19 protein-coding genes are annotated in these 19,713 nt (G+C 55.3%); 14 read left to right on the top strand and 5 right to left on the bottom strand.

Annotation, left to right across the window (positions count from 1 at the left end; translation table 11 throughout):
- Window positions 1-145 precede the first annotated feature (145 nt).
- A complete protein-coding gene (gene ysgD, locus BJP35_RS24520) occupies window positions 146-202 on the top strand; it encodes a YsgD/CorL family protein (protein WP_212743980.1) in 57 nt (18 codons plus the stop codon).
- A 151-nt stretch (window positions 203-353) separates the two neighbouring features.
- The gene (gene corA / locus BJP35_RS04605) at window positions 354-1,304 is read left to right on the top strand and encodes a magnesium/cobalt transporter CorA (protein ID WP_020882881.1); all 951 of its coding nucleotides are present in this window, start codon (window positions 354-356) and stop codon (window positions 1,302-1,304) included.
- 42 nt (window positions 1,305-1,346) lie between these two features.
- On the opposite strand, the gene rarD is transcribed toward corA, so the two are convergent.
- A complete protein-coding gene (gene rarD, locus BJP35_RS04600; RefSeq protein ID WP_014172130.1) occupies window positions 1,347-2,243 on the bottom strand; it encodes an EamA family transporter RarD in 897 nt (298 codons plus the stop codon).
- Between the two features lie 51 nt (window positions 2,244-2,294).
- The gene (yigI, locus tag BJP35_RS04595) at window positions 2,295-2,762 is read right to left on the bottom strand and encodes an acyl-CoA thioesterase YigI (protein WP_014172129.1); all 468 of its coding nucleotides are present in this window, start codon (window positions 2,760-2,762) and stop codon (window positions 2,295-2,297) included.
- Window positions 2,763-2,923: 161 nt separating this feature from the next.
- On the opposite strand from yigI, the gene pldA reads away from it, so the two are divergent.
- From pldA to rhtC, 3 genes are all read left to right on the top strand, one after another.
- The gene (pldA, locus tag BJP35_RS04590) at window positions 2,924-3,793 is read left to right on the top strand and encodes a phospholipase A (protein ID WP_020882880.1); all 870 of its coding nucleotides are present in this window, start codon (window positions 2,924-2,926) and stop codon (window positions 3,791-3,793) included.
- Between the two features lie 90 nt (window positions 3,794-3,883).
- Window positions 3,884-5,713, top strand: coding sequence for an ATP-dependent DNA helicase RecQ (gene recQ / locus BJP35_RS04585; protein ID WP_025202782.1), 1,830 nt, complete (start codon window positions 3,884-3,886; stop codon window positions 5,711-5,713).
- 61 nt (window positions 5,714-5,774) lie between these two features.
- Window positions 5,775-6,395, top strand: coding sequence for a threonine export protein RhtC (gene rhtC / locus BJP35_RS04580; protein ID WP_014172126.1), 621 nt, complete (start codon window positions 5,775-5,777; stop codon window positions 6,393-6,395).
- Here rhtC and rhtB read toward each other — a convergent pair.
- Window positions 6,392-7,012: a homoserine/homoserine lactone efflux protein gene (gene rhtB / locus BJP35_RS04575; RefSeq protein ID WP_014172125.1), complete on the bottom strand. Its 621-nt coding sequence runs from the start codon at window positions 7,010-7,012 to the stop codon at window positions 6,392-6,394. The genes rhtC and rhtB overlap by 4 nt on opposite strands.
- A 109-nt stretch (window positions 7,013-7,121) precedes the next feature.
- Between rhtB and pldB the strand changes: the two genes are divergently transcribed.
- The 3 genes from pldB (at window position 7,122) to BJP35_RS04560 (ending at window position 9,929) form a co-directional block, all read left to right on the top strand.
- On the top strand, window positions 7,122-8,114 hold the full coding sequence (gene pldB / locus BJP35_RS04570; protein WP_020882879.1) for a lysophospholipase L2: 993 nt from the start codon (window positions 7,122-7,124) through the stop codon (window positions 8,112-8,114).
- Between the two features lie 32 nt (window positions 8,115-8,146).
- Entirely contained in the window at window positions 8,147-8,947 is an 801-nt protein-coding gene (gene yigL / locus BJP35_RS04565) for a sugar/pyridoxal phosphate phosphatase YigL (RefSeq protein WP_020882878.1), read from the top strand.
- A gap of 82 nt (window positions 8,948-9,029) precedes the next feature.
- Window positions 9,030-9,929 (top strand): carboxylate/amino acid/amine transporter, encoded by a 900-nt coding sequence (locus tag BJP35_RS04560; RefSeq protein ID WP_020882877.1) that lies wholly within the window; start codon window positions 9,030-9,032, stop codon window positions 9,927-9,929.
- On the opposite strand, the gene metR is transcribed toward BJP35_RS04560, so the two are convergent.
- Window positions 9,817-10,770: an HTH-type transcriptional regulator MetR gene (gene metR, locus BJP35_RS04555; protein WP_014172120.1), complete on the bottom strand. Its 954-nt coding sequence runs from the start codon at window positions 10,768-10,770 to the stop codon at window positions 9,817-9,819. The genes BJP35_RS04560 and metR overlap by 113 nt on opposite strands.
- Window positions 10,771-10,886: 116 nt before the next feature.
- Here metR and metE point away from each other — a divergent pair, with 116 nt between their 5' ends.
- The gene (metE, locus tag BJP35_RS04550) at window positions 10,887-13,148 is read left to right on the top strand and encodes a 5-methyltetrahydropteroyltriglutamate--homocysteine S-methyltransferase (RefSeq protein ID WP_086462928.1); all 2,262 of its coding nucleotides are present in this window, start codon (window positions 10,887-10,889) and stop codon (window positions 13,146-13,148) included.
- Between the two features lie 45 nt (window positions 13,149-13,193).
- On the opposite strand, the gene BJP35_RS04545 is transcribed toward metE, so the two are convergent.
- Entirely contained in the window at window positions 13,194-14,000 is an 807-nt protein-coding gene (locus BJP35_RS04545) for a dienelactone hydrolase family protein (protein WP_014172118.1), read from the bottom strand.
- Between the two features lie 255 nt (window positions 14,001-14,255).
- Here BJP35_RS04545 and udp point away from each other — a divergent pair, with 255 nt between their 5' ends.
- The 5 genes from udp (at window position 14,256) to ubiB (ending at window position 19,690) form a co-directional block, all read left to right on the top strand.
- The gene (gene udp / locus BJP35_RS04540) at window positions 14,256-15,017 is read left to right on the top strand and encodes a uridine phosphorylase (protein ID WP_003860792.1); all 762 of its coding nucleotides are present in this window, start codon (window positions 14,256-14,258) and stop codon (window positions 15,015-15,017) included.
- Between the two features lie 137 nt (window positions 15,018-15,154).
- A complete protein-coding gene (gene rmuC, locus BJP35_RS04535) occupies window positions 15,155-16,612 on the top strand; it encodes a DNA recombination protein RmuC (protein WP_014172116.1) in 1,458 nt (485 codons plus the stop codon).
- A 66-nt stretch (window positions 16,613-16,678) separates the two neighbouring features.
- On the top strand, window positions 16,679-17,434 hold the full coding sequence (gene ubiE, locus BJP35_RS04530) for a bifunctional demethylmenaquinone methyltransferase/2-methoxy-6-polyprenyl-1,4-benzoquinol methylase UbiE (RefSeq protein ID WP_014172115.1): 756 nt from the start codon (window positions 16,679-16,681) through the stop codon (window positions 17,432-17,434).
- Window positions 17,435-17,447: 13 nt separating this feature from the next.
- Complete coding sequence (gene ubiJ / locus BJP35_RS04525; RefSeq protein ID WP_086462927.1) at window positions 17,448-18,053, top strand: ubiquinone biosynthesis protein UbiJ; 606 nt, start codon at window positions 17,448-17,450, stop codon at window positions 18,051-18,053.
- On the top strand, window positions 18,050-19,690 hold the full coding sequence (gene ubiB, locus BJP35_RS04520; RefSeq protein ID WP_014172113.1) for a ubiquinone biosynthesis regulatory protein kinase UbiB: 1,641 nt from the start codon (window positions 18,050-18,052) through the stop codon (window positions 19,688-19,690). The genes ubiJ and ubiB overlap by 4 nt, the downstream gene beginning before the upstream one ends.
- The last annotated feature ends 23 nt before the right edge of the window (window positions 19,691-19,713 follow it).

Below are 19,713 nucleotides of genomic sequence, written 5' to 3'. Positions count from 1 at the left end.
CAGAAAAATATCATTATTTTGTAATAATCTGCTAGCCTTATACGTTGAAGGTCAATTAATGCCCTTCAGCGTTCCGTTGCGTGTTGACGCCACTATTACTGCTGGCGTAACATGCGCGCACGATTACGCTAAGAGGACATTCGCCTTGGACACACCCAGTAGATACTGGCTCAATTCCCTGTCATCCAGGAACAACTCCTAAGGCTATCTCCTCTTGCTGATGGCCTTAGTGGTTGTCAGCGACCTGCATTATTCCCGTCGCGCTGAGTCAGGCTGTTTAATGGTCTGAAACCCAATTTGTTTCTGTGTGCCCACCGAACTGTCCGATATTTTTTGCATTGGGAGTCCCGGTCATGTTGAGCGCATTTCAACTCGAAAATAACCGACTGACTCGGCTTGAAGCCGAAGAGTCACAGCCCCTCATTGATGCCGTATGGGTGGATCTGGTCGAGCCGGACGACGATGAGCGCCTTCGCGTACAATCTGAGCTGGGGCAAAGCCTGGCAACCCGCCCGGAACTGGAAGACATCGAAGCATCTGCTCGTTTTTTTGAAGATGAAGACGGTCTGCATATTCACTCCTTCTTCTTCTTTGAAGACGCCGACGATCACGCGGGTAACTCCACCGTGGCGTTTACCATTCGTGACGGTCGCCTGTTTACCCTGCGCGAGCGTGAGCTGCCTGCGTTTCGTCTCTACCGCATGCGCGCCCGTAGCCAGGCGATGGTCGACGGTAATGCCTACGAACTGCTGCTGGACCTGTTTGAAACCAAAATCGAACAGCTGGCGGATGAAATTGAAAACATCTACAGCGACCTGGAAAAGCTGAGCCGCGTCATCATGGAAGGTCATCAGGGCGATGAATACGACGAAGCGCTCTCGACGCTGGCAGAGCTGGAAGATATCGGCTGGAAGGTGCGTTTGTGTCTGATGGATACCCAGCGCGCGCTGAACTTCCTGGTGCGTAAGGCGCGTCTGCCGGGCGGTCAGCTGGAGCAGGCGCGTGAGATCCTGCGCGATATCGAATCCCTGCTGCCGCACAATGAATCGTTGTTCCAGAAGGTCAACTTCCTGATGCAGGCGGCAATGGGCTTTATCAATATCGAGCAGAACCGCATCATCAAGATCTTCTCGGTGGTCTCGGTGGTCTTCCTGCCACCAACGCTGGTGGCCTCGAGCTACGGGATGAACTTTGAGTTTATGCCGGAGCTTAAGTGGAGCTTTGGCTACCCTGGCGCGATTATCTTTATGATCCTCGCCGGGCTGGCGCCGTACCTCTACTTCAAGCGCCGTAACTGGCTGTAAACTTCAGGCGGGTGGCGTTGTGCCTGCCCGCCTCATCACCGCTTACAGTCCTTTGCGCGTTCTGCGCTGGGTATAAAGGGCGTCTGCAACAAAAATCGCCAGCGCCACCCAGATAAAGGCAAACGTCACCATCTTATCTGCGCCCGGTACTTCGCCGTAAAACACTACTGCCAGCAGGAACATTAGCGTCGGACCGATGTACTGAAAGAAGCCCAGCGTGGAGAGACGCAGGCGCGTTGCGGCACCGGTGAAGCACAGCAGAGGAATGGTGGTTACCACACCGGCCGCCATCAGCATCAGATTCAACGACAACGGGTTACTGCCCATATGGCTGGTTGCGCTGTCGGCAATACCAAACAGGTAAATCGCCGCGACCGGCAATAGCCACAGGGTTTCAAACAGCATCCCGGTCTGCGCTTCCACGGCTATTTTCTTCCGGACCAGCCCGTAAAACGCAAAGCTGAACGCCAGGCCCAGAGCGATCACGGGCAGCGAACCGAAGGTCCACAGTTGGACCAGCACGCCGCAAAAAGCGAGGATGACCGCCAGCCACTGCATACGACGGAAACGCTCGCCCAGAAAAATCATGCCCAGAACAATGTTGACCAGGGGATTAATAAAATAGCCCAGGCTCGCTTCGAGCATGTGATGGTTATTGACTGCCCAGATAAAGAGCAGCCAGTTGCCGCCTATCAGCACGGCTGAGAGGGCCAGCAGGAACACCTTTTTCGGCGTTTTCAGCAGCGTTTTGACGCCAGACCACTGACGGCTGACGCTCATCAGCGCGATCATAAAGAAAAACGACCAAATCACACGGTGTGTGAGGATCTCGTCAGCGGGTACGTAAGCGATAAACTTGAAGTACGCCGGTGCGATACCCCAAATAAAATAAGCGGCAAGGGCGAGTAGTACGCCCTGCCGCGTTTGTTTAGCATCCATCGGGATAATCCGTTACAAAAAAGTGAATTAATTTTACCCGATTTTAGGGTTTCAACCCACCATATAAGTGGCAGTTGCGCTGGCGATATAGACCTGCTCTTCGTTATGCAATTCAACGCGGGCGACGGCAACCTTATTCCCCGCGCGCAGCAGGCTGCTGGTGGCGGTAAAACGGTTTCCGCGCCCGGGACGCAGGTAATCGACGCGTAAATCGATGGTGCCCATACGCGACAAACGCTGGCGCAACTCGTCTTCATTGATGGTGTCATGGCGCGTCAGCGTACTGCCCACACAGACCAGGCCCGCCGCCACATCCAGCGCTGAGGCAATCACCCCGCCGTGCAAAATACTCTGCGCCCAGTTGCCTACCATCATCGGCTGGTTGTTGAAGCTGAGCTGGGCAAACGCTTTCTCGTAGCGCTCGAGCTCCAGACCCAGTGCACGGTTAAACGGCATATGGTAAACAAAAATCTCGCCCACGAGTTTTAACGCTTCTTCGGCGGTAAGCATGGCTGACATGAGGCATTACATCCTTATTGTTAATAAAATGTTGATTTTATGCTTCAGCAATAAGGAATTCCACTTTCAGAAACGAGGATGCAGCAGTTGTCGCAGAAGTATGTAGAATATCCGCCACATAACAATTCAACTAATTAACTCTTTGCAGGAGAACACCACCGATGCGGACGTATCTGGCCTGGTTACTGGCGGCGGTTGCGCTGCCCCTCACAGCATATGCCCAGGAAGCGACGATTAAAGAAGTTCACGATCAACCTGCCGTGCAGGGCAGCATTATCGCGAACCTTCTTCAGGAACATGATAATCCGTTCACGCTGTATCCGTATGACACCAACTACGTGATATACACGCAGACCAGCGATCTCAACAAAGAGGCGATAAGCTCCTATAACTGGTCCGATAATGCGCGTAAAGACGAAGTGAAGTTCCAGTTAAGTCTCGCGTTCCCGTTCTGGCGCGGCATTCTGGGACCGAATTCGGTGCTCGGCGCCTCTTACACGCAGAAATCCTGGTGGCAGCTTTCCAACAGTGGCGAATCTTCACCGTTCCGTGAAACCAACTATGAGCCGCAGCTGTTCCTCGGTTTTGCGACCGATTATGAATTCGCGGGCTGGACGCTGCGTGACATTGAGGTGGGCTTTAACCACGATTCAAACGGACGCTCCGACCCTACCTCGCGCAGCTGGAACCGTGCCTATACGCGATTGATGGCGCAAAACGGCAACTGGATGGCGGAAGTGAAGCCGTGGTTTGTGGTGGGCGATACCGACGACAACCCGGATATCACCAAATATATGGGTTATTATCAGCTCAAAATCGGCTATCAGTTGGGTGACGCGGTGCTGAGCGCCAAAGGCCAGTACAACTGGAACACCGGTTACGGTGGTGCGGAACTGGGGCTCAGTTATCCGGTGAGCAAGCACGTTCGCCTCTATACTCAGGTTTACAGCGGTTACGGCGAGTCGCTTATCGATTACAACTTCAACCAGACCCGTGTAGGTGTAGGCGTGATGCTGAACGATATTTTCTAGGCAGCTCGAATGTTTTTTCGTTAAACGTTGAAGTTTCTCTCTCAGGCGCTGAAAATAGCGCCTGTTTTATTTCTGGCAAATGGGGTTAACGTGGCGCAGGCGGAAGTATTGAATCAGGAATCGCTGGCTAAACAGGTTTTGCATGAAACCTTTGGCTACCAGCAGTTCCGCCCTGGCCAGGAAACCATCATTGAAACCGTGCTGGAAGGCCGCGATTGTCTGGTGGTCATGCCTACCGGCGGGGGGAAATCCCTCTGCTATCAGGTGCCCGCGCTGGTGCTCAACGGCCTGACGGTCGTGGTATCGCCTCTTATTTCCCTGATGAAAGATCAGGTCGATCAGCTCCTTGCCAACGGCGTGGCGGCGGCCTGTCTTAACTCCAGCCAGACCCGCGAGCAGCAGCAAGAGGTCATGGCTGGTTGCCGTACCGGGCAGGTTCGCCTGCTGTATATCGCGCCGGAACGTCTGATGCTGGATAACTTCCTCGATCATCTGTCGCACTGGAATCCGGTCCTGCTGGCGGTGGATGAAGCCCACTGTATCTCCCAGTGGGGACATGATTTCCGCCCGGAATATGCGGCGCTCGGCCAGCTCCGTCAGCGTTTTCCCGAACTGCCGTTTATGGCGCTCACCGCGACGGCAGATGACACCACGCGTCAGGATATCGTCCGGCTGCTGGGGCTGAACGATCCGCTGATTCAGGTCAGCAGCTTCGACCGCCCGAACATCCGCTACATGCTGATGGAAAAATTCAAGCCGCTGGATCAGCTTCTGCGCTACGTGCAGGAGCAGCGCGGGAAGTCCGGCATCATCTACTGCAACAGCCGCGCGAAGGTGGAAGACACGGCCGCGCGCCTGCAGAACCGTGGTTTTAGCGCCGCCGCCTACCATGCCGGGCTGGAAAACGCGGTTCGCGCCGATGTGCAGGAGAAATTCCAGCGCGATGACCTGCAGATTGTGGTGGCGACGGTGGCGTTCGGAATGGGGATCAACAAGCCGAACGTGCGCTTCGTCGTACACTTCGACATTCCGCGCAATATCGAATCGTACTACCAGGAAACCGGCCGCGCCGGGCGTGATGGACTGCCTGCAGAAGCCATGCTGTTTTACGATCCGGCCGACATGGCGTGGCTGCGCCGTTGTCTGGAAGAGAAACCGCAGGGCCAACTGCAGGATATCGAACGCCACAAGCTCAACGCGATGGGCGCGTTTGCCGAAGCGCAAACCTGCCGCCGTCTGGTGTTGCTCAACTACTTTGGTGAGGGGCGTCAGGAGCCGTGCGGCAACTGCGATATCTGTCTTGACCCACCAAAGCAATACGATGGCCTGATGGATGCGCGCAAAGCGCTCTCGACCATCTATCGTGTGAACCAGCGCTTCGGCATGGGCTACGTGGTGGAAGTGTTGCGTGGGGCGAATAACCAGCGTATCCGCGACATGGGACACGATAAGCTGCCCGTCTACGGTATCGGCAAAGACCAGAGTCACGAGCACTGGGTGAGCATCATCCGTCAGCTGATTCACCTGGGCTTTGCCACGCAAAACATTGCCCAACACTCCGCGCTTCAGCTTACCGAAGCGGCACGTCCGGTGCTGCGCGGGGATATCGAACTGAAGCTCGCGGTTCCGCGCGTTGTCGCCCTGAAGCCGCGGGTGATGCAAAAATCGTACGGCGGCAATTACGACCGCAAGCTGTTTGCCAAACTGCGCAAGCTCCGTAAAGCCATTGCTGATGAAGAGAACATTCCGCCCTACGTGGTCTTCAACGACGCGACGCTTATCGAGATGGCAGAGCAGACGCCACTCAGCGCCAGCGAAATGCTCAGCGTCAACGGTGTTGGTACGCGCAAGCTGGAGCGCTTTGGCAAAGAGTTTATGGCGCTTATCCGCGCTCATGTCGACGGTGACGATGAGGAGTAGTCAGCCAGCCTAAAAAATGTCAGGATGGTGACTCACTTAATTATTTCCCTGCGAGTTAATTATGTTAATGCTATTTCTTACCGTGGCGTTAGTGCACATCGTTGCGCTCATGAGCCCGGGCCCTGACTTTTTCTTCGTGTCACAAACCGCCGTCAGCCGCTCCCGCAAAGAAGCGATGATGGGGGTACTGGGTATCACCATGGGCGTTATGGTCTGGGCGGCCGTGGCGCTGCTTGGTCTGAACCTGATTCTGGCGAAGATGGCCTGGTTGCACAACATCATCATGGTTGGCGGGGGGCTTTACCTTTGCTGGATGGGCTACCAGATGCTGCGCGGGGCGTTGAAGAAAGAAGAGAAAAAGCCGGAAGAGCCGAAAGTTGAGCTGGCAACGGGCGGCCGGAGTTTTATTAAAGGGCTGCTCACCAACCTGGCGAACCCAAAAGCGATTATCTATTTCGGCTCCGTGTTCTCCCTGTTTGTGGGTGACAACGTGGGTGCGGGTGCGCGTTGGGGCATCTTCCTGCTGATCGTGGTGGAAACTTTTGCGTGGTTTACCGTGGTTGCCAGCCTGTTTGCCTTACCGGCGATGCGCCGCGGTTACCAGCGTATTGCGAAGTGGATTGACGGCTTCGCCGGCGCGTTGTTCGCCGGCTTTGGCATTCATCTCATCATTTCTCGCTAAGCATGACGCGCTGACGCAAGCAGCGCGCCTACCAGCATAAACAGCGAACCAAAGATTTTGTTCAGGGCCTTCATCTGCTTAGGCCCTTTAATCCACACCGCAATCCGCTGCGCCAGCGTCGCGTAACCAATCATCACGATGATATCGACAACAATGGTGGTCGCACCCAGCACCACGTACTGCATGACCTGTGGCTGATGCGGGACGATAAACTGCGGGAACAGCGCGGCGAGGAAAACAATACTTTTCGGGTTGGTCAGGTTCACAAACACCGCGCGTTTAAACAGGCGCCCGCGTGTTTGCGTCTGGGCGAGCGTATTAAGATCAATTGAGCCTGCCGCACGCCACTGCTGAATACCAAGCCAAATCAGGTACGCGGCACCGGCCCATTTCAGCACGTCAAAGGCCAGTACCGAGCGGGAGAACAGCGTACCCAGACCAATGCCCACCAGCACGATATGAATGCCCAGACCGGTCTGCAAACCGGCAATAGATGCTGCGGCACCGCGATAGCCGTGGTTGATGGAGGTGGTCATGGTGTTAATGGCGCCTGAACCTGGGGAAAGGCTAAGGATGATGGATGTCAGCAGATAAGCGAACCACCACTCGAAGGTCATTTGAAACTCCCGAATTGTCTGTTTTTATGCCACAATACGCTATTGTTACGTCATTTTGTGACCGGTGACGAAAAAACGATATTCCTTGGCTTACGGGGGTGGAAACCCGATGTTTCAGCAGAAAAAGGACTGGGAAACACGAGAAAACGCATTTGCTGCTTTCTCTATGGGGCCGCTGACCGATTTCTGGCGTCAGCGTGAGGAAGATGAGTTTACGGGTGTTGGCGATGTTCCGGTACGCTTTGTGCGTTTCCATGATGAGAAAAACGATCGGGTGATCGTGGTCTGTCCGGGACGTATCGAGAGCTACATCAAATACGCTGAACTGGCCTATGACCTGTTCCATCTGGGCTTCGATGTGTTGATTATCGACCATCGCGGGCAGGGGCTTTCTGGCCGCTTATTGTCGGACACGCATCGCGGTCATGTGGATAACTTCAGCGATTATGTCGACGATCTTGCCGCCTTCTGGCAGCAGGAGGTTCAGCCGGGCCCGTGGCGTAAGCGCTATATTCTGGCGCACTCCATGGGTGGGGCGATTTCGACGCTGTTTTTACAGCGCTATGACCACCAGTGTGATGCCATTGCGCTTACCGCGCCGATGTATGGCATCGTCATGCGTTTTCCGGACTGGATGGTGCGCCATATTCTCGACTGGGCTGAGGGCCATCAGCGCATTCGTGAAGGGTATGCCATTGGGACAGGGCGCTGGCGCGCGCTGCCGTTTGCCCTCAACGTATTGACCCATAGCCGGCAGCGTTATCGCCGTAACCTGCGTTTTTATGCCGATGAACCGCGCCTGCGCGTCGGTGGCCCGACATATCACTGGGTGCGGGAAGGGATCCTTGCCGGTGAACAGGTGCTTGCTGGTGTTGGTAAAGATGATACGCCGACACTTCTGATTCAGGCTGAAGAAGAGCGTGTGGTGGATAACCGCATGCATGACCGCTTTTGTGAACTCCGCGCTGCCGCCGGTCACCCTTGCGAAGGGGGTAAACCGCTGGTCATCAACGGCGCGTACCATGAGATCCTTTTTGAAAAGGACGCTATGCGCTCAGTCGCGCTCAACGCCATTGTTGAATTTTTCGACAGGCATAATTGATTGTTGTTTTACCACCAGAGGTTGAAATCCCTATGTACCAGGTTGTTGCATCTGATTTAGATGGCACGCTGCTTTCGCCCGATCATACCCTGTCGCCTTACGCGAAAGAGACCTTAAAGCTTCTGACCGCCCGCGGAGTGAACTTCGTGTTTGCCACCGGCCGCCACCACGTGGACGTGGGGCAGATCCGCGATAATCTTGAGATCAAATCGTACATGATCACCTCCAACGGTGCGCGCGTGCACGATACCGATGGCAACCTGATCTTTACGCATAACCTGGATCGCGACATTGCCGCCGATCTGTTCGGCGTAGTGCATAACAACCCGGACATTATCACTAACGTTTATCGCGATGACGACTGGTTCATGAATCGCCATCGCCCGGATGAAATGCGTTTCTTCAAGGAAGCGGTATTTAACTATTCCCTGTACGAGCCAGGCCTGCTGGAGCCGGAAGGGATCAGCAAGGTGTTCTTTACCTGCGAAAGCCACGAAGCGTTGCTGCCGCTGGAACAGGCGATTAATGCGCGTTGGGGTGACCGCGTCAACGTGAGTTTCTCGACCCTGACCTGTCTGGAAGTTATGGCCGGGGGTGTTTCCAAAGGGCACGCGCTGGAAGCCGTGGCGAAACGTCTGGGCTTCGAACTGAAAGACTGTATCGCCTTCGGTGATGGCATGAACGACGCCGAGATGCTCTCTATGGCGGGCAAAGGCTGCATTATGCAGAATGCACACCAGCGTCTGAAAGACCTGCACCCGGAACTGGAAGTGATTGGGTCTAACGCTGACAACGCGGTACCAAAATACCTGCGCAAACTGTTCCTTGAATAATCTTCATTTGATTGTTTATTGCTCAGTTGTCAACTAAAGAGTTCGCTACAATGCCTGTCCTTCTTTCTGAGAGACAAGCATTGTGGCGCTACTCATTATTACCACTATCCTGTGGGCCTTCTCTTTTAGCCTGATTGGCGAGTACCTCGCCGGGCACGTCGACAGCTACTTCTCGGTGCTGATGCGCGTGGGGCTGGCGGCGCTGGTATTCCTGCCCTTCCTGCGTACACGCGGGCAATCGCTGAAGACCATTTTGCTGTACATGCTGGTGGGGGCGATGCAGCTCGGCATCATGTACCTGTTCAGCTTCCGGGCTTACGTCTACCTGTCTGTCTCTGAATTTCTGCTTTTCACCGTGCTTACGCCGCTCTATATCACGCTGATTTACGATTTGCTCAGCAAACGTCGTTTGCGCTGGGGATATCTGTTGAGCGCGGCGCTGGCGGTGATCGGGGCGGCGATTATTCGCTACGACAAAGTGAGCGACCACTTCTGGACCGGGCTGATGTTCGTGCAGCTGGCGAACCTCAGCTTTGCCATCGGTATGGTCGGGTACAAGCGCCTGATGGAAACCCGCCCGATGCCACAGCATAACGCGTTCGCCTGGTTCTATATGGGGGCAGCTATCGTCGCGGTGGCGGCATGGTTTATGCTCGGCAACCCGCAAAAGCTCCCGACGACAACCCTGCAGTGGGGCGTTCTGGTCTGGCTGGGCGTGGTGGCATCGGGGCTGGGGTACTTCATGTGGAACTACGGCGCTACGCAGGTAGACGCCGGTACGCTGGGGATCATGAACAACGTGCATGTGCCTGCAGGGCTGCTGGTGAACCTTGCCATCTGGCAGCAGCAGCCTCACTGGCCGAGCTTCCTTATTGGGGGAGCAGTGATTCTGGCTTCGCTGTGGGTCCATCGCCGTTGGGTCGCTCCGCGCTCCGCACAAACGGAAGATGATCGCACGCGTGGTTCCGCGCAGAGCGAATAAACGCTTCCGTAATCGGCTGACGCTGCTCGCCATCGCGCACGGCGGCGTACAGCCGGCTCCATAGTCCCTCACCCAGGGTTTTAGTGACAACCAGACCCTGGCGTTCAAAACTCTCCACAACCCAGTGTGGCAGCGCCGCGATGCCCATTCTGGCGGCAACCATCTGAATTAACAGCAGGGTGTTATCCACGCTTTTGAGCTGCGGGCTAATGCCGGCCGGCTGCAGGAAGTGACGCCAGATATCCAGCCGACTGCGCTGTACCGGGTAAATCAGCAGCGTTTCACTGGCTAAATCTTCCGGGGTGATACGCGTTTTACTGGCCAGCGGATGATCCGGAGCCAGCACCAGACGTACCTCATAATCAAACATTGGTGAATAGTGCAGGCCGCTGCGGGGCAGAATGTCTGAGGTCATCACCAGATCCAGTTCGCCTTGCTGGAGCGACGGCTGCGGGTCGAACGTCACGCCGGATTTGAAATCCATCTCCACCTGCGGCCATCTCTGGCGGAAGTTCTCAAGCGCGGGTGTCAGCCATTGAATACAGCTGTGACACTCAATGGCGATACGCAGCCTGGTTTGCTGCGGCTCGTTACAGGACTGCAGCGCGCTGGCTATTTGCGGCAGCACCTGATTAGCCAGCTGCAGCAGGATCTCGCCCTGAGGCGTAAAGCGTAGCGGCTGGCTCTTACGCACAAAAAGACGAAAGCCGAGGCGTTGTTCCAGATCGCTGAACTGGTGAGAAAGGGCGGACTGGGTCTGGTGCAGCGTGGCTGCCGCCGCCGCGAGAGAACCGCAATTTCGCAACGCTTGTAGCGTTTTCAGGTGTTTAATCTCGATCATGAAAGTCCTTCACTTCGCCATGAACATTTTGCGCTTGAGGAATATACAGTAACTGCCAATTATGGATGTGTAAACATCTGGATGGCTAAATACCAAAAATTCACAGGGGACACACCATGACAATTCGCAATCACACTCTCGGTTTCCCTCGCGTTGGCCTTCGCCGCGAGCTGAAAAAAGCGCAGGAAAGTTACTGGGCAGGTACCTCTGGCCGTGAAGAATTGCTGGCAGTGGGCCGCGAACTGCGTGCGCGCCACTGGGAACAGCAAAAGCAGGCGGGCATTGACCTGCTGCCCGTGGGCGATTTCGCCTGGTACGACCATGTTCTGACCACCAGCCTGCTGCTTGGCAACGTGCCGGCTCGTCATCAGAACAAAGATGGATCGGTAGATATCGACACCCTGTTCCGCATTGGCCGTGGCCGTGCGCCAACAGGAGAGCCTGCGGCAGCGGCGGAAATGACCAAGTGGTTCAACACCAACTATCACTATATGGTGCCGGAATTTGTGAAAGGCCAGCAGTTCAAACTGAGCTGGACCCAGTTGCTCGACGAAGTCGATGAAGCGCTGGCGCTGGGCCACCAGGTGAAACCGGTACTGCTGGGGCCGGTAACGTATTTGTGGCTGGGTAAAGTGAAAGGCGAGCAGTTTGACCGTCTCAGCCTGCTGAACGATATTCTGCCGGTCTACAAACAGGTGCTGATTGAACTGGGTAAACGCGGAATTCAGTGGGTGCAAATCGATGAGCCTGCGCTGGTGCTGGAGCTGCCGCAGGCGTGGCTGAAAGCGTTTAAACCCGCTTACGATGCCCTTACTGGTCAGGTGAAGCTATTGCTGACCACCTATTTTGAAGGCGTGACGCCGAACCTGAGTACTATTACTGCGCTGCCGGTTCAGGGTCTTCATGTTGACCTGGTCCACGGCAAAGATGACGTGGCCGAACTGCACAAACGTCTGCCTGAAGAGTGGTTGCTTTCGGCCGGACTGGTGAATGGCCGTAACGTCTGGCGCGCCGATCTGAGCGAGAAATATGCACAGATTAAAGATATCGTCGGCAAACGTGAGCTATGGGTGGCCTCCTCCTGCTCTCTGCTGCACAGCCCAATCGATCTGAGTGTGGAAACCCGCCTTGATCCCGAGGTGAAGAGCTGGTTTGCCTTTGCGCTGCAAAAATGTGAAGAGCTGGCGCTGCTGCGTGATGCGTTAAATAGCGGTGACACCACGGCCATTACCGACTGGAGCGCCCCCATTCAGGCGCGTCGTCATTCGGCACGCGTCCACAACCCGGCGGTCGAAAAACGTCTGGCGGCCATTACCGCGCAGGACAGCCAGCGTCAGAGCCCCTATGAGGTGCGTGCCGAAGCCCAGCGTGCCCGCTTCAACCTGCCAGCGTGGCCAACCACCACCATCGGCTCCTTCCCGCAGACGACGGAGATCCGCGGCCTGCGTCTGGATTTCAAAAAAGGCAACCTCGATGCGAATCACTACCGCACCGGCATCGCTGAGCACATCAGACAGGCGATTGTTGAGCAGGAACGTTTAGGTCTGGACGTGCTGGTACACGGTGAAGCCGAGCGTAACGACATGGTGGAATACTTCGGCGAACATCTGGACGGTTTCGTCTTTACGCAGAACGGTTGGGTGCAGAGTTATGGCTCCCGCTGTGTGAAGCCACCGGTGGTGATTGGTGACATCAGCCGCCCGCAAGCAATCACCGTAGAGTGGGCAAAATTCGCCCAGTCCCTGACCGACAAACCGGTGAAAGGGATGCTGACCGGCCCGGTGACGATCCTCTGCTGGTCCTTCCCGCGTGAAGATGTGACCCGTGAAACCATTGCCAAACAGATTGCGCTGGCGCTGCGTGATGAAGTGGCCGATCTGGAAGCGGCGGGTATCGGCATCATCCAGATTGATGAACCGGCGCTACGCGAAGGTTTGCCGCTGCGTCGCAGTGACTGGGATGCTTATCTGAAGTGGGGTGTGGAGGCTTTCCGCCTCAACGCCGCGGTCGCGAAAGACGACACGCAGATCCATACCCACATGTGTTACTGCGAATTTAACGACATTATGGATTCGATTGCCGCGCTGGATGCCGACGTAATCACCATCGAAACGTCGCGTTCAGACATGGAACTGCTGGAGTCCTTTGAAGAGTTCGAGTATCCAAACGAAATTGGGCCGGGTGTCTACGACATCCACTCCCCGAACGTACCGAGCGTGGAGTGGATTGAGAGCCTGTTGAAAAAAGCCGCCCAGCGGATCCCGGCTGAGCGCCTGTGGGTCAACCCGGACTGCGGACTGAAAACCCGCGGCTGGCCGGAGACCCGCGCGGCACTCGCGAACATGGTCAGGGCGGCGCAGAATTTGCGTCAGGCCTGATAAATCCGAAGCCCGGCAAGGCGTAGCCGCGACCGGGCTTTTGTTTTACGCTTTTTTCCCGCCGTACTGGCTGAACCATGCCAGCATCCGCTGCCAGCCATCTTTAGCCGATTCCGCGTGATAGCTCGGACGATAGTCGGCATTAAAGGCGTGGCCGGCATCCGGGTAAACGATGATTTCAGCTTTTGCATTGGCTGCGCGGAGCGCATGGCGCATGGTCTCTACCGTATCAAGCGGGATCCCGGTGTCCTGGCCGCCATACAGCCCTAAGACTGGGGCATTTAACTCGGTGGCGATATCAACGGGATGCTTCGGTGAGTTCAGCGTTTTCTCCCCCACCAGTTTGCCGTACCAGGCAACGGCGGCTTTAAGCTGCGGATTATGTGCGGCATACAGCCAGCTGATACGTCCTCCCCAGCAGAAACCCGTCACCATCAGACGATGTGCGTCGCCGCCATTGCGCGCAGCCCAACTGGCCACGTGGTCCAGATCGGCCAGTACCTGTGCATCCGGCACTTTGCTGACCAGGTTGCTGAACAGCGTCGGTATATCGCTGTAGTCGTTCGGATCGCCCTGACGGAAATAGAGCTCTGGCGCAACGGCCAGATAACCTTCCAGCGCCAGACGGCGGCAAAGGTCGCGAATATGTTCGTGAACGCCGAAAATTTCCTGAACCACAATCACGATGGGCAGCGGGCCGTCGGCCGATTTTGGCCGCGCGTGGTAAGCAGGCATATTCTCCCCCTGCGAGGGGATGGAGGTCTCACCTGCCGTAATGGCCTCTTCAGGTGTTGAGACGATGGTTGATGCATGAGGGGCCGCTGCAGGTGCAAAACCGGTTTTTTCAGTCATGGCATTCTCCGTACCAATGAGTTAGCGCAAAGGTAAATATAGTCACCAGGTTAACAATTCACAGTGCCTGAAACGGTCTATCTTTTGTGCAGCACCTGACGATATAACTTGTTAATGTGATGTGAATCACTATTTCATGGAAATTTACTGCAATCATTTTCATTCATGGTGAGATGTGTCACGTAATTCTGCTTACTGCTTCTGTAAAGTACCTTTTTACTTCTTCTGACTAACCGACCCACAGAGGAGTCACCTATGTCTAAGTCTGATGTTTTTCATCTCGGCCTCACTAAAAACGATTTACAAGGGGCTACGCTGGCTATCGTCCCGGGCGATCCTGAGCGTGTGGAAAAGATCGCCGCGCTGATGGATAAGCCGGTTAAGCTTGCTGCCCATCGTGAATTCACCACCTGGCGCGCTGAGCTGGATGGCAAAGCGGTGATCGTCTGTTCTACCGGTATCGGTGGCCCGTCCACCTCAATTGCTGTTGAAGAGCTGGCGCAGTTGGGCATTCGTACTTTCCTGCGTATCGGGACTACCGGTGCCATTCAGCCGCATATCAACGTTGGCGACGTGCTGGTGACAACCGCTTCCGTGCGTCTGGACGGCGCGAGTCTGCACTTTGCCCCTATGGAATTCCCGGCGGTGGCGGATTTCGAATGCACCACCGCACTGGTTGAAGCCGCGAAATCCGTTGGCGCAACCACCCACGTAGGCGTGACCGCCTCATCTGATACCTTCTACCCAGGCCAGGAACGTTATGACACCTTCTCCGGCCGCGTGGTAAGCCGTTTCAAAGGTTCTATGGAAGAGTGGCAGTCTATGGGCGTAATGAACTACGAAATGGAATCTGCAACCTTGCTGACCATGTGCGCAAGCCAGGGTCTGCGTGCCGGTATGGTGGCGGGCGTTATCGTCAACCGTACCCAGCAGGAGATCCCGAACGCGGAAACCATGAAGCAGACCGAAAGTCATGCTGTGAAAATCGTGGTTGAAGCGGCGCGTCGCCTGATCTAATCCCTTCTTATACGAAAAAAGGCCGACCCGTTCGGCCTTTTTTTTGCGTAGCGCCTCGCAGGAAAACCCTTTCAAACTGGACGTTTATACAGCACAATTCTATTTTGTGCAGGTAATACGTTGATGCAGGGGGCATTGTGGATATCTCAATCCTGATTTATGCAGTGATTGCGCTGGTGGGCGTGGGGGCAGGCTGGCTGATTTCCAGCTACCAGCACGCGCAACAAAAGGCCGATCAGCTGGCCGAGCGCGAAGAGATAGTCGCCGATTTAAGCGCAGCAAAACAGCAGGTTGCGCTGAGCGAACACTGGCGTGACGAATGCGAACTGCTCAACAACGAGCTGCGCAATCTTCGCGATATCAACACCTCGCTGGAGGCCGATCTCCGCGAAGTGACTACCCGCCTCGAATCCACCCAGCTGCATGCGGAAGATAAAATCCGCCAGATGATGAACAGCGAGCAACGCCTCAGCGAGCAGTTCGAGAACCTCGCGAACCGCATTTTTGAACACAGCAACCGCCGCGTAGACGAACAAAACCGCCAAAGCCTGAATAGCCTGCTAACGCCCCTGCGTGAACAGCTGGACGGCTTTCGTCGTCAAGTACAGGACAGCTTTGGCCAGGAGGCTCGCGAGCGGCACACGCTGGCGCATGAAATTCGCAATCTTCAGCAGCTGAATGCGCAAATGGCGCAGGAAGCGGTCAACCTGACCCGTGCGCTGAAGGGCGATAACAAAACCCAGGGCAACTGGGGGGAAGTGGTGCTGACCCGCGTGCTGGAGGCCTCTGGCCTGCGGGAAGGGTATGAATACGAAACGCAGGTGAGTATCGAGAACGATGCCCGCTCGCGTATGCAGCCTGATGTGATTGTGCGGCTGCCGCAGGGCAAAGATGTGGTGATAGACGCCAAAATGACGCTGGTGGCTTATGAGCGCTATTTCAATGCGGAAGATGACTACACCCGCGAATCGGCGTTGCAGGAGCACATCGCCTCCGTGCGTAACCACATTCGTCTGCTGGGCAGAAAAGACTACCAGCAGTTACCCGGCCTGCGCTCGCTGGATTACGTCCTGATGTTTATTCCGGTTGAACCCGCGTTCTTGCTGGCGCTCGACAGACAGCCTGAACTGATTACCGAAGCCCTAAAAAATAACATTATGCTGGTGAGCCCCACCACGCTGCTGGTGGCATTGCGCACCATTGCCAACCTGTGGCGCTATGAACATCAGAGCCGCAATGCGCAGCAGATTGCCGATCGCGCCAGCAAGCTTTACGACAAAATGCGCCTTTTTGTGGATGATATGTCCTCGGTCGGGCAAAGCCTTGACCGCGCCCAGGATAACTATCGCCAGGCGATGAAAAAACTCTCTTCCGGGCGTGGCAACTTACTGGCGCAGGCCGAAGCGTTTCGTTCCCTGGGTGTGGAGGTGAAGCGCGAGATTAATCCGGAATTAGTTGAGCAGGCCACCGCCCAGGATGAAGAGTTTCGCCTGCGCGAAGGCGCTGGCGAACAAAAGACAAACAGTGAAGACAATACGTTAGCGACAGATTTAACGTCAGACGAGCGTCCGGCACGTTTCTTTCGCGAAGGTTGAAACGTAGGGCAAACGCGCCCAATCTGTTACACTTCACGAACATTTTACTGATAAGCAGGCTCTGAGATGGTTGACGATTCACAAGACACGACGCACTTTGGCTTTCAGACTGTCGCCAAAGCGCAGAAAGCTGATATGGTGGCCCACGTATTTCATTCCGTGGCGGCGAAGTACGATGTGATGAATGACTTGATGTCGTTCGGCATTCATCGCTTGTGGAAGCGCTTCACCATCGACTGTAGCGGTGTGCGTCGTGGACAAACGGTACTGGATTTAGCCGGCGGTACAGGCGATTTGACAGCAAAATTCTCCCGTCTGGTGGGCGAAACCGGTCGCGTTGTTCTGGCAGATATTAACGACTCAATGCTCAAAATGGGACGTGAGAAGCTGCGTAACATCGGCGTGGTAGGTAATGTCGAGTATGTGCAGGCGAACGCCGAAGCGCTGCCTTTCCCGGATAATACCTTTGACTGCATCACTATCTCCTTCGGCCTGCGTAACGTCACCGATAAAGAAAAAGCGCTGCGCTCCATGTACCGCGTGCTAAAGCCGGGTGGACGCCTGCTGGTGCTCGAATTCTCCAAACCGATTCTTGAGCCGTTAAGCAAAGCTTACGACGCATACTCATTCCATGTGCTGCCGCGCATTGGTGAGCTGGTGGCAAACGACGCGGAAAGCTACCGGTACCTGGCGGAATCTATCCGTATGCACCCGGATCAGGACACCTTAAAGGCCATGATGCAGGATGCGGAATTCGAGAACGTTGAGTATTTCAACATGACGGCAGGTGTCGTCGCGCTGCATCGCGGTTATAAGTTCTGAGTGGAGGTTTCCCGTGCCCTTTAAACCCTTAGTCACCGCAGGCATCGAGAATGTCCTGAATGCCTTTCTTTACCGCGCACCGGCGCTAAAAGCCTCACGTCAGCGGCTTAACGGCAAGGTGCTGCGTGTTGTTCTGAAAGAGTTCTCGACGTCGCTTGTGCTGGTTTTCAGTGAACGCCAGCTTGACGTTCTGGGTGAGTGGGAAGGTGAAGCCGACTGCTCCGTGATTACGCACATGAGCGTGCTGCCAAAATTACGTGACCGTCAGCAGCTTACGACGCTTATCCGCAGCGGTGAGCTGGAAGTGGAAGGCGACATTCAGGTCGTACAGAATTTCGTTGCGCTCAGCGATCTGGCCGAGTTTGATCCGGCAGAGCTGCTTGCGCCTTTCATTGGCGACATTGCTGCCGAAGGGATCGGTAAAGCCATTCATGGCGGTACGGCTTTCCTTCGCAAGAGTCTGCAACGGCAGCAACGCTATGCGGCGGAAGTGCTGACTGAAGAGTGGCGTATGGCCCCTGGCGCGCTTGAAGTTGCATGGTTTGCGGAAGAGACCGCAGCGGTTGAACGCGCGGTGGATGCCTTAACCAAACGGCTGGAAAAACTGGAGGGCAAATGACGCCTGGTGAAATTCGGCGCCTCTATTTTATCGTCCACACCTTTTTGAGTTACGGGCTCGACGAGCTTATCCCCAAAATGCGTATCACGCTGCTGCTTCGCATCTGGCGGCGGATGTTGTTCTGGATGCCTAATCGCCATAAAGATCAGCCGCTGGGTGAACGTCTTCGCCTGGCGCTCCAGGAGCTGGGCCCGGTATGGATTAAGTTCGGGCAAATGCTCTCGACTCGCCGCGATCTTTTCCCGCCGCAGATTGCCGATGAACTGGCACTGCTGCAGGACCGCGTTGCACCGTTTGACGGTGTGAGAGCGAAAAAACAGATCGAAGAGGCGATGGGCAATATTCCTGTCGAGACCTGGTTTGACGATTTCGAAATAGAACCTCTTGCTTCAGCCTCTATCGCCCAGGTGCATACAGCACGTCTGAAAGAGAATGGCAAAGAGGTGGTTATCAAAGTGATCCGCCCGGACATCCTGCCGGTAATCCGAGCGGACATGAAGCTTATCTATCGGCTTGCACGCTGGGTTCCGCGCCTGCTCCCCGACGGACGCCGTCTGCGCCCAATGGAAGTTGTGCGGGAGTATGAAAAAACGCTAATTGATGAATTAAACCTGCTGCGTGAATCGGCAAATGCCATCCAGCTGCGCCGGAACTTTGAAAACAGCCCGATGCTCTATGTGCCGGAAGTGTATTCGGACTACTGCAGCCAGAACATGATGGTAATGGAGCGAATTTACGGTATTCCGGTCTCGGATGTGGCAGCCCTGGAAAAGCAGGGAACCAACATGAAGCTGCTGGCCGAGCGTGGTGTACAGGTCTTCTTTACCCAGGTATTCCGCGACAGCTTTTTCCACGCGGACATGCATCCGGGGAATATCTTCGTCAGTTATGAGCACCCGGAAGACCCGAAATATATTGGTATTGACTGCGGTATTGTGGGCTCGCTGAACAAAGAAGATAAGCGCTATCTCGCTGAAAACTTCATCGCCTTCTTTAACCGTGATTACCGCAAGGTGGCCGAGCTGCACGTTGATTCTGGCTGGGTTCCGCCGGACACCAACGTCGAAGAGTTTGAGTTTGCTATCCGTACCGTCTGCGAGCCGATTTTTGAAAAGCCGCTGGCAGAAATTTCCTTCGGACACGTATTGCTGAACCTGTTTAACACGGCACGCCGCTTCAACATGGAAGTGCAGCCACAGTTAGTTTTACTTCAGAAAACATTACTTTACGTTGAAGGTGTAGGTCGACAGCTCTATCCTCAGTTAGACTTATGGAAGACTGCGAAACCTTTCCTTGAATCCTGGATTAAGGATCAGGTGGGCATTCCGGCGCTGGTGCGCTCTATTAAAGAGAAAGGCCCGTTCTGGATAGAAAAAATGCCTGATATTCCTGAACTGATTTACGACAGTTTGCGTCAGAGCAAGAACCTTCAGCACAGCATGGATAAAATCGCCCGCGAGCTTCAGTCCAGCCGTGTTCGACAGGGGCAGTCGCGCTATCTCTTTGGCATTGGAGCAACGCTGCTGCTGAGTGGTACGCTGTTGCTGATTACTCGCCCTGACTGGCAGATGATGCCCGCCTGGCTGATGGCTGGCGGTGTTGTGGTCTGGCTCGCCGGCTGGAGAAAAACGCGCTGATTTTGCGTCGCTATCGACGGGTC

Origin of the sequence: Enterobacter sp. J49 (genome assembly GCF_002148625.1) — a bacterium.
Taxonomy (GTDB): Bacteria; Pseudomonadota; Gammaproteobacteria; order Enterobacterales; family Enterobacteriaceae; genus Enterobacter; species Enterobacter ludwigii.
The sequence above is the reverse complement of the archived record's forward strand: the minus strand, read 5'-3'. Positions and strand labels throughout refer to the sequence as shown.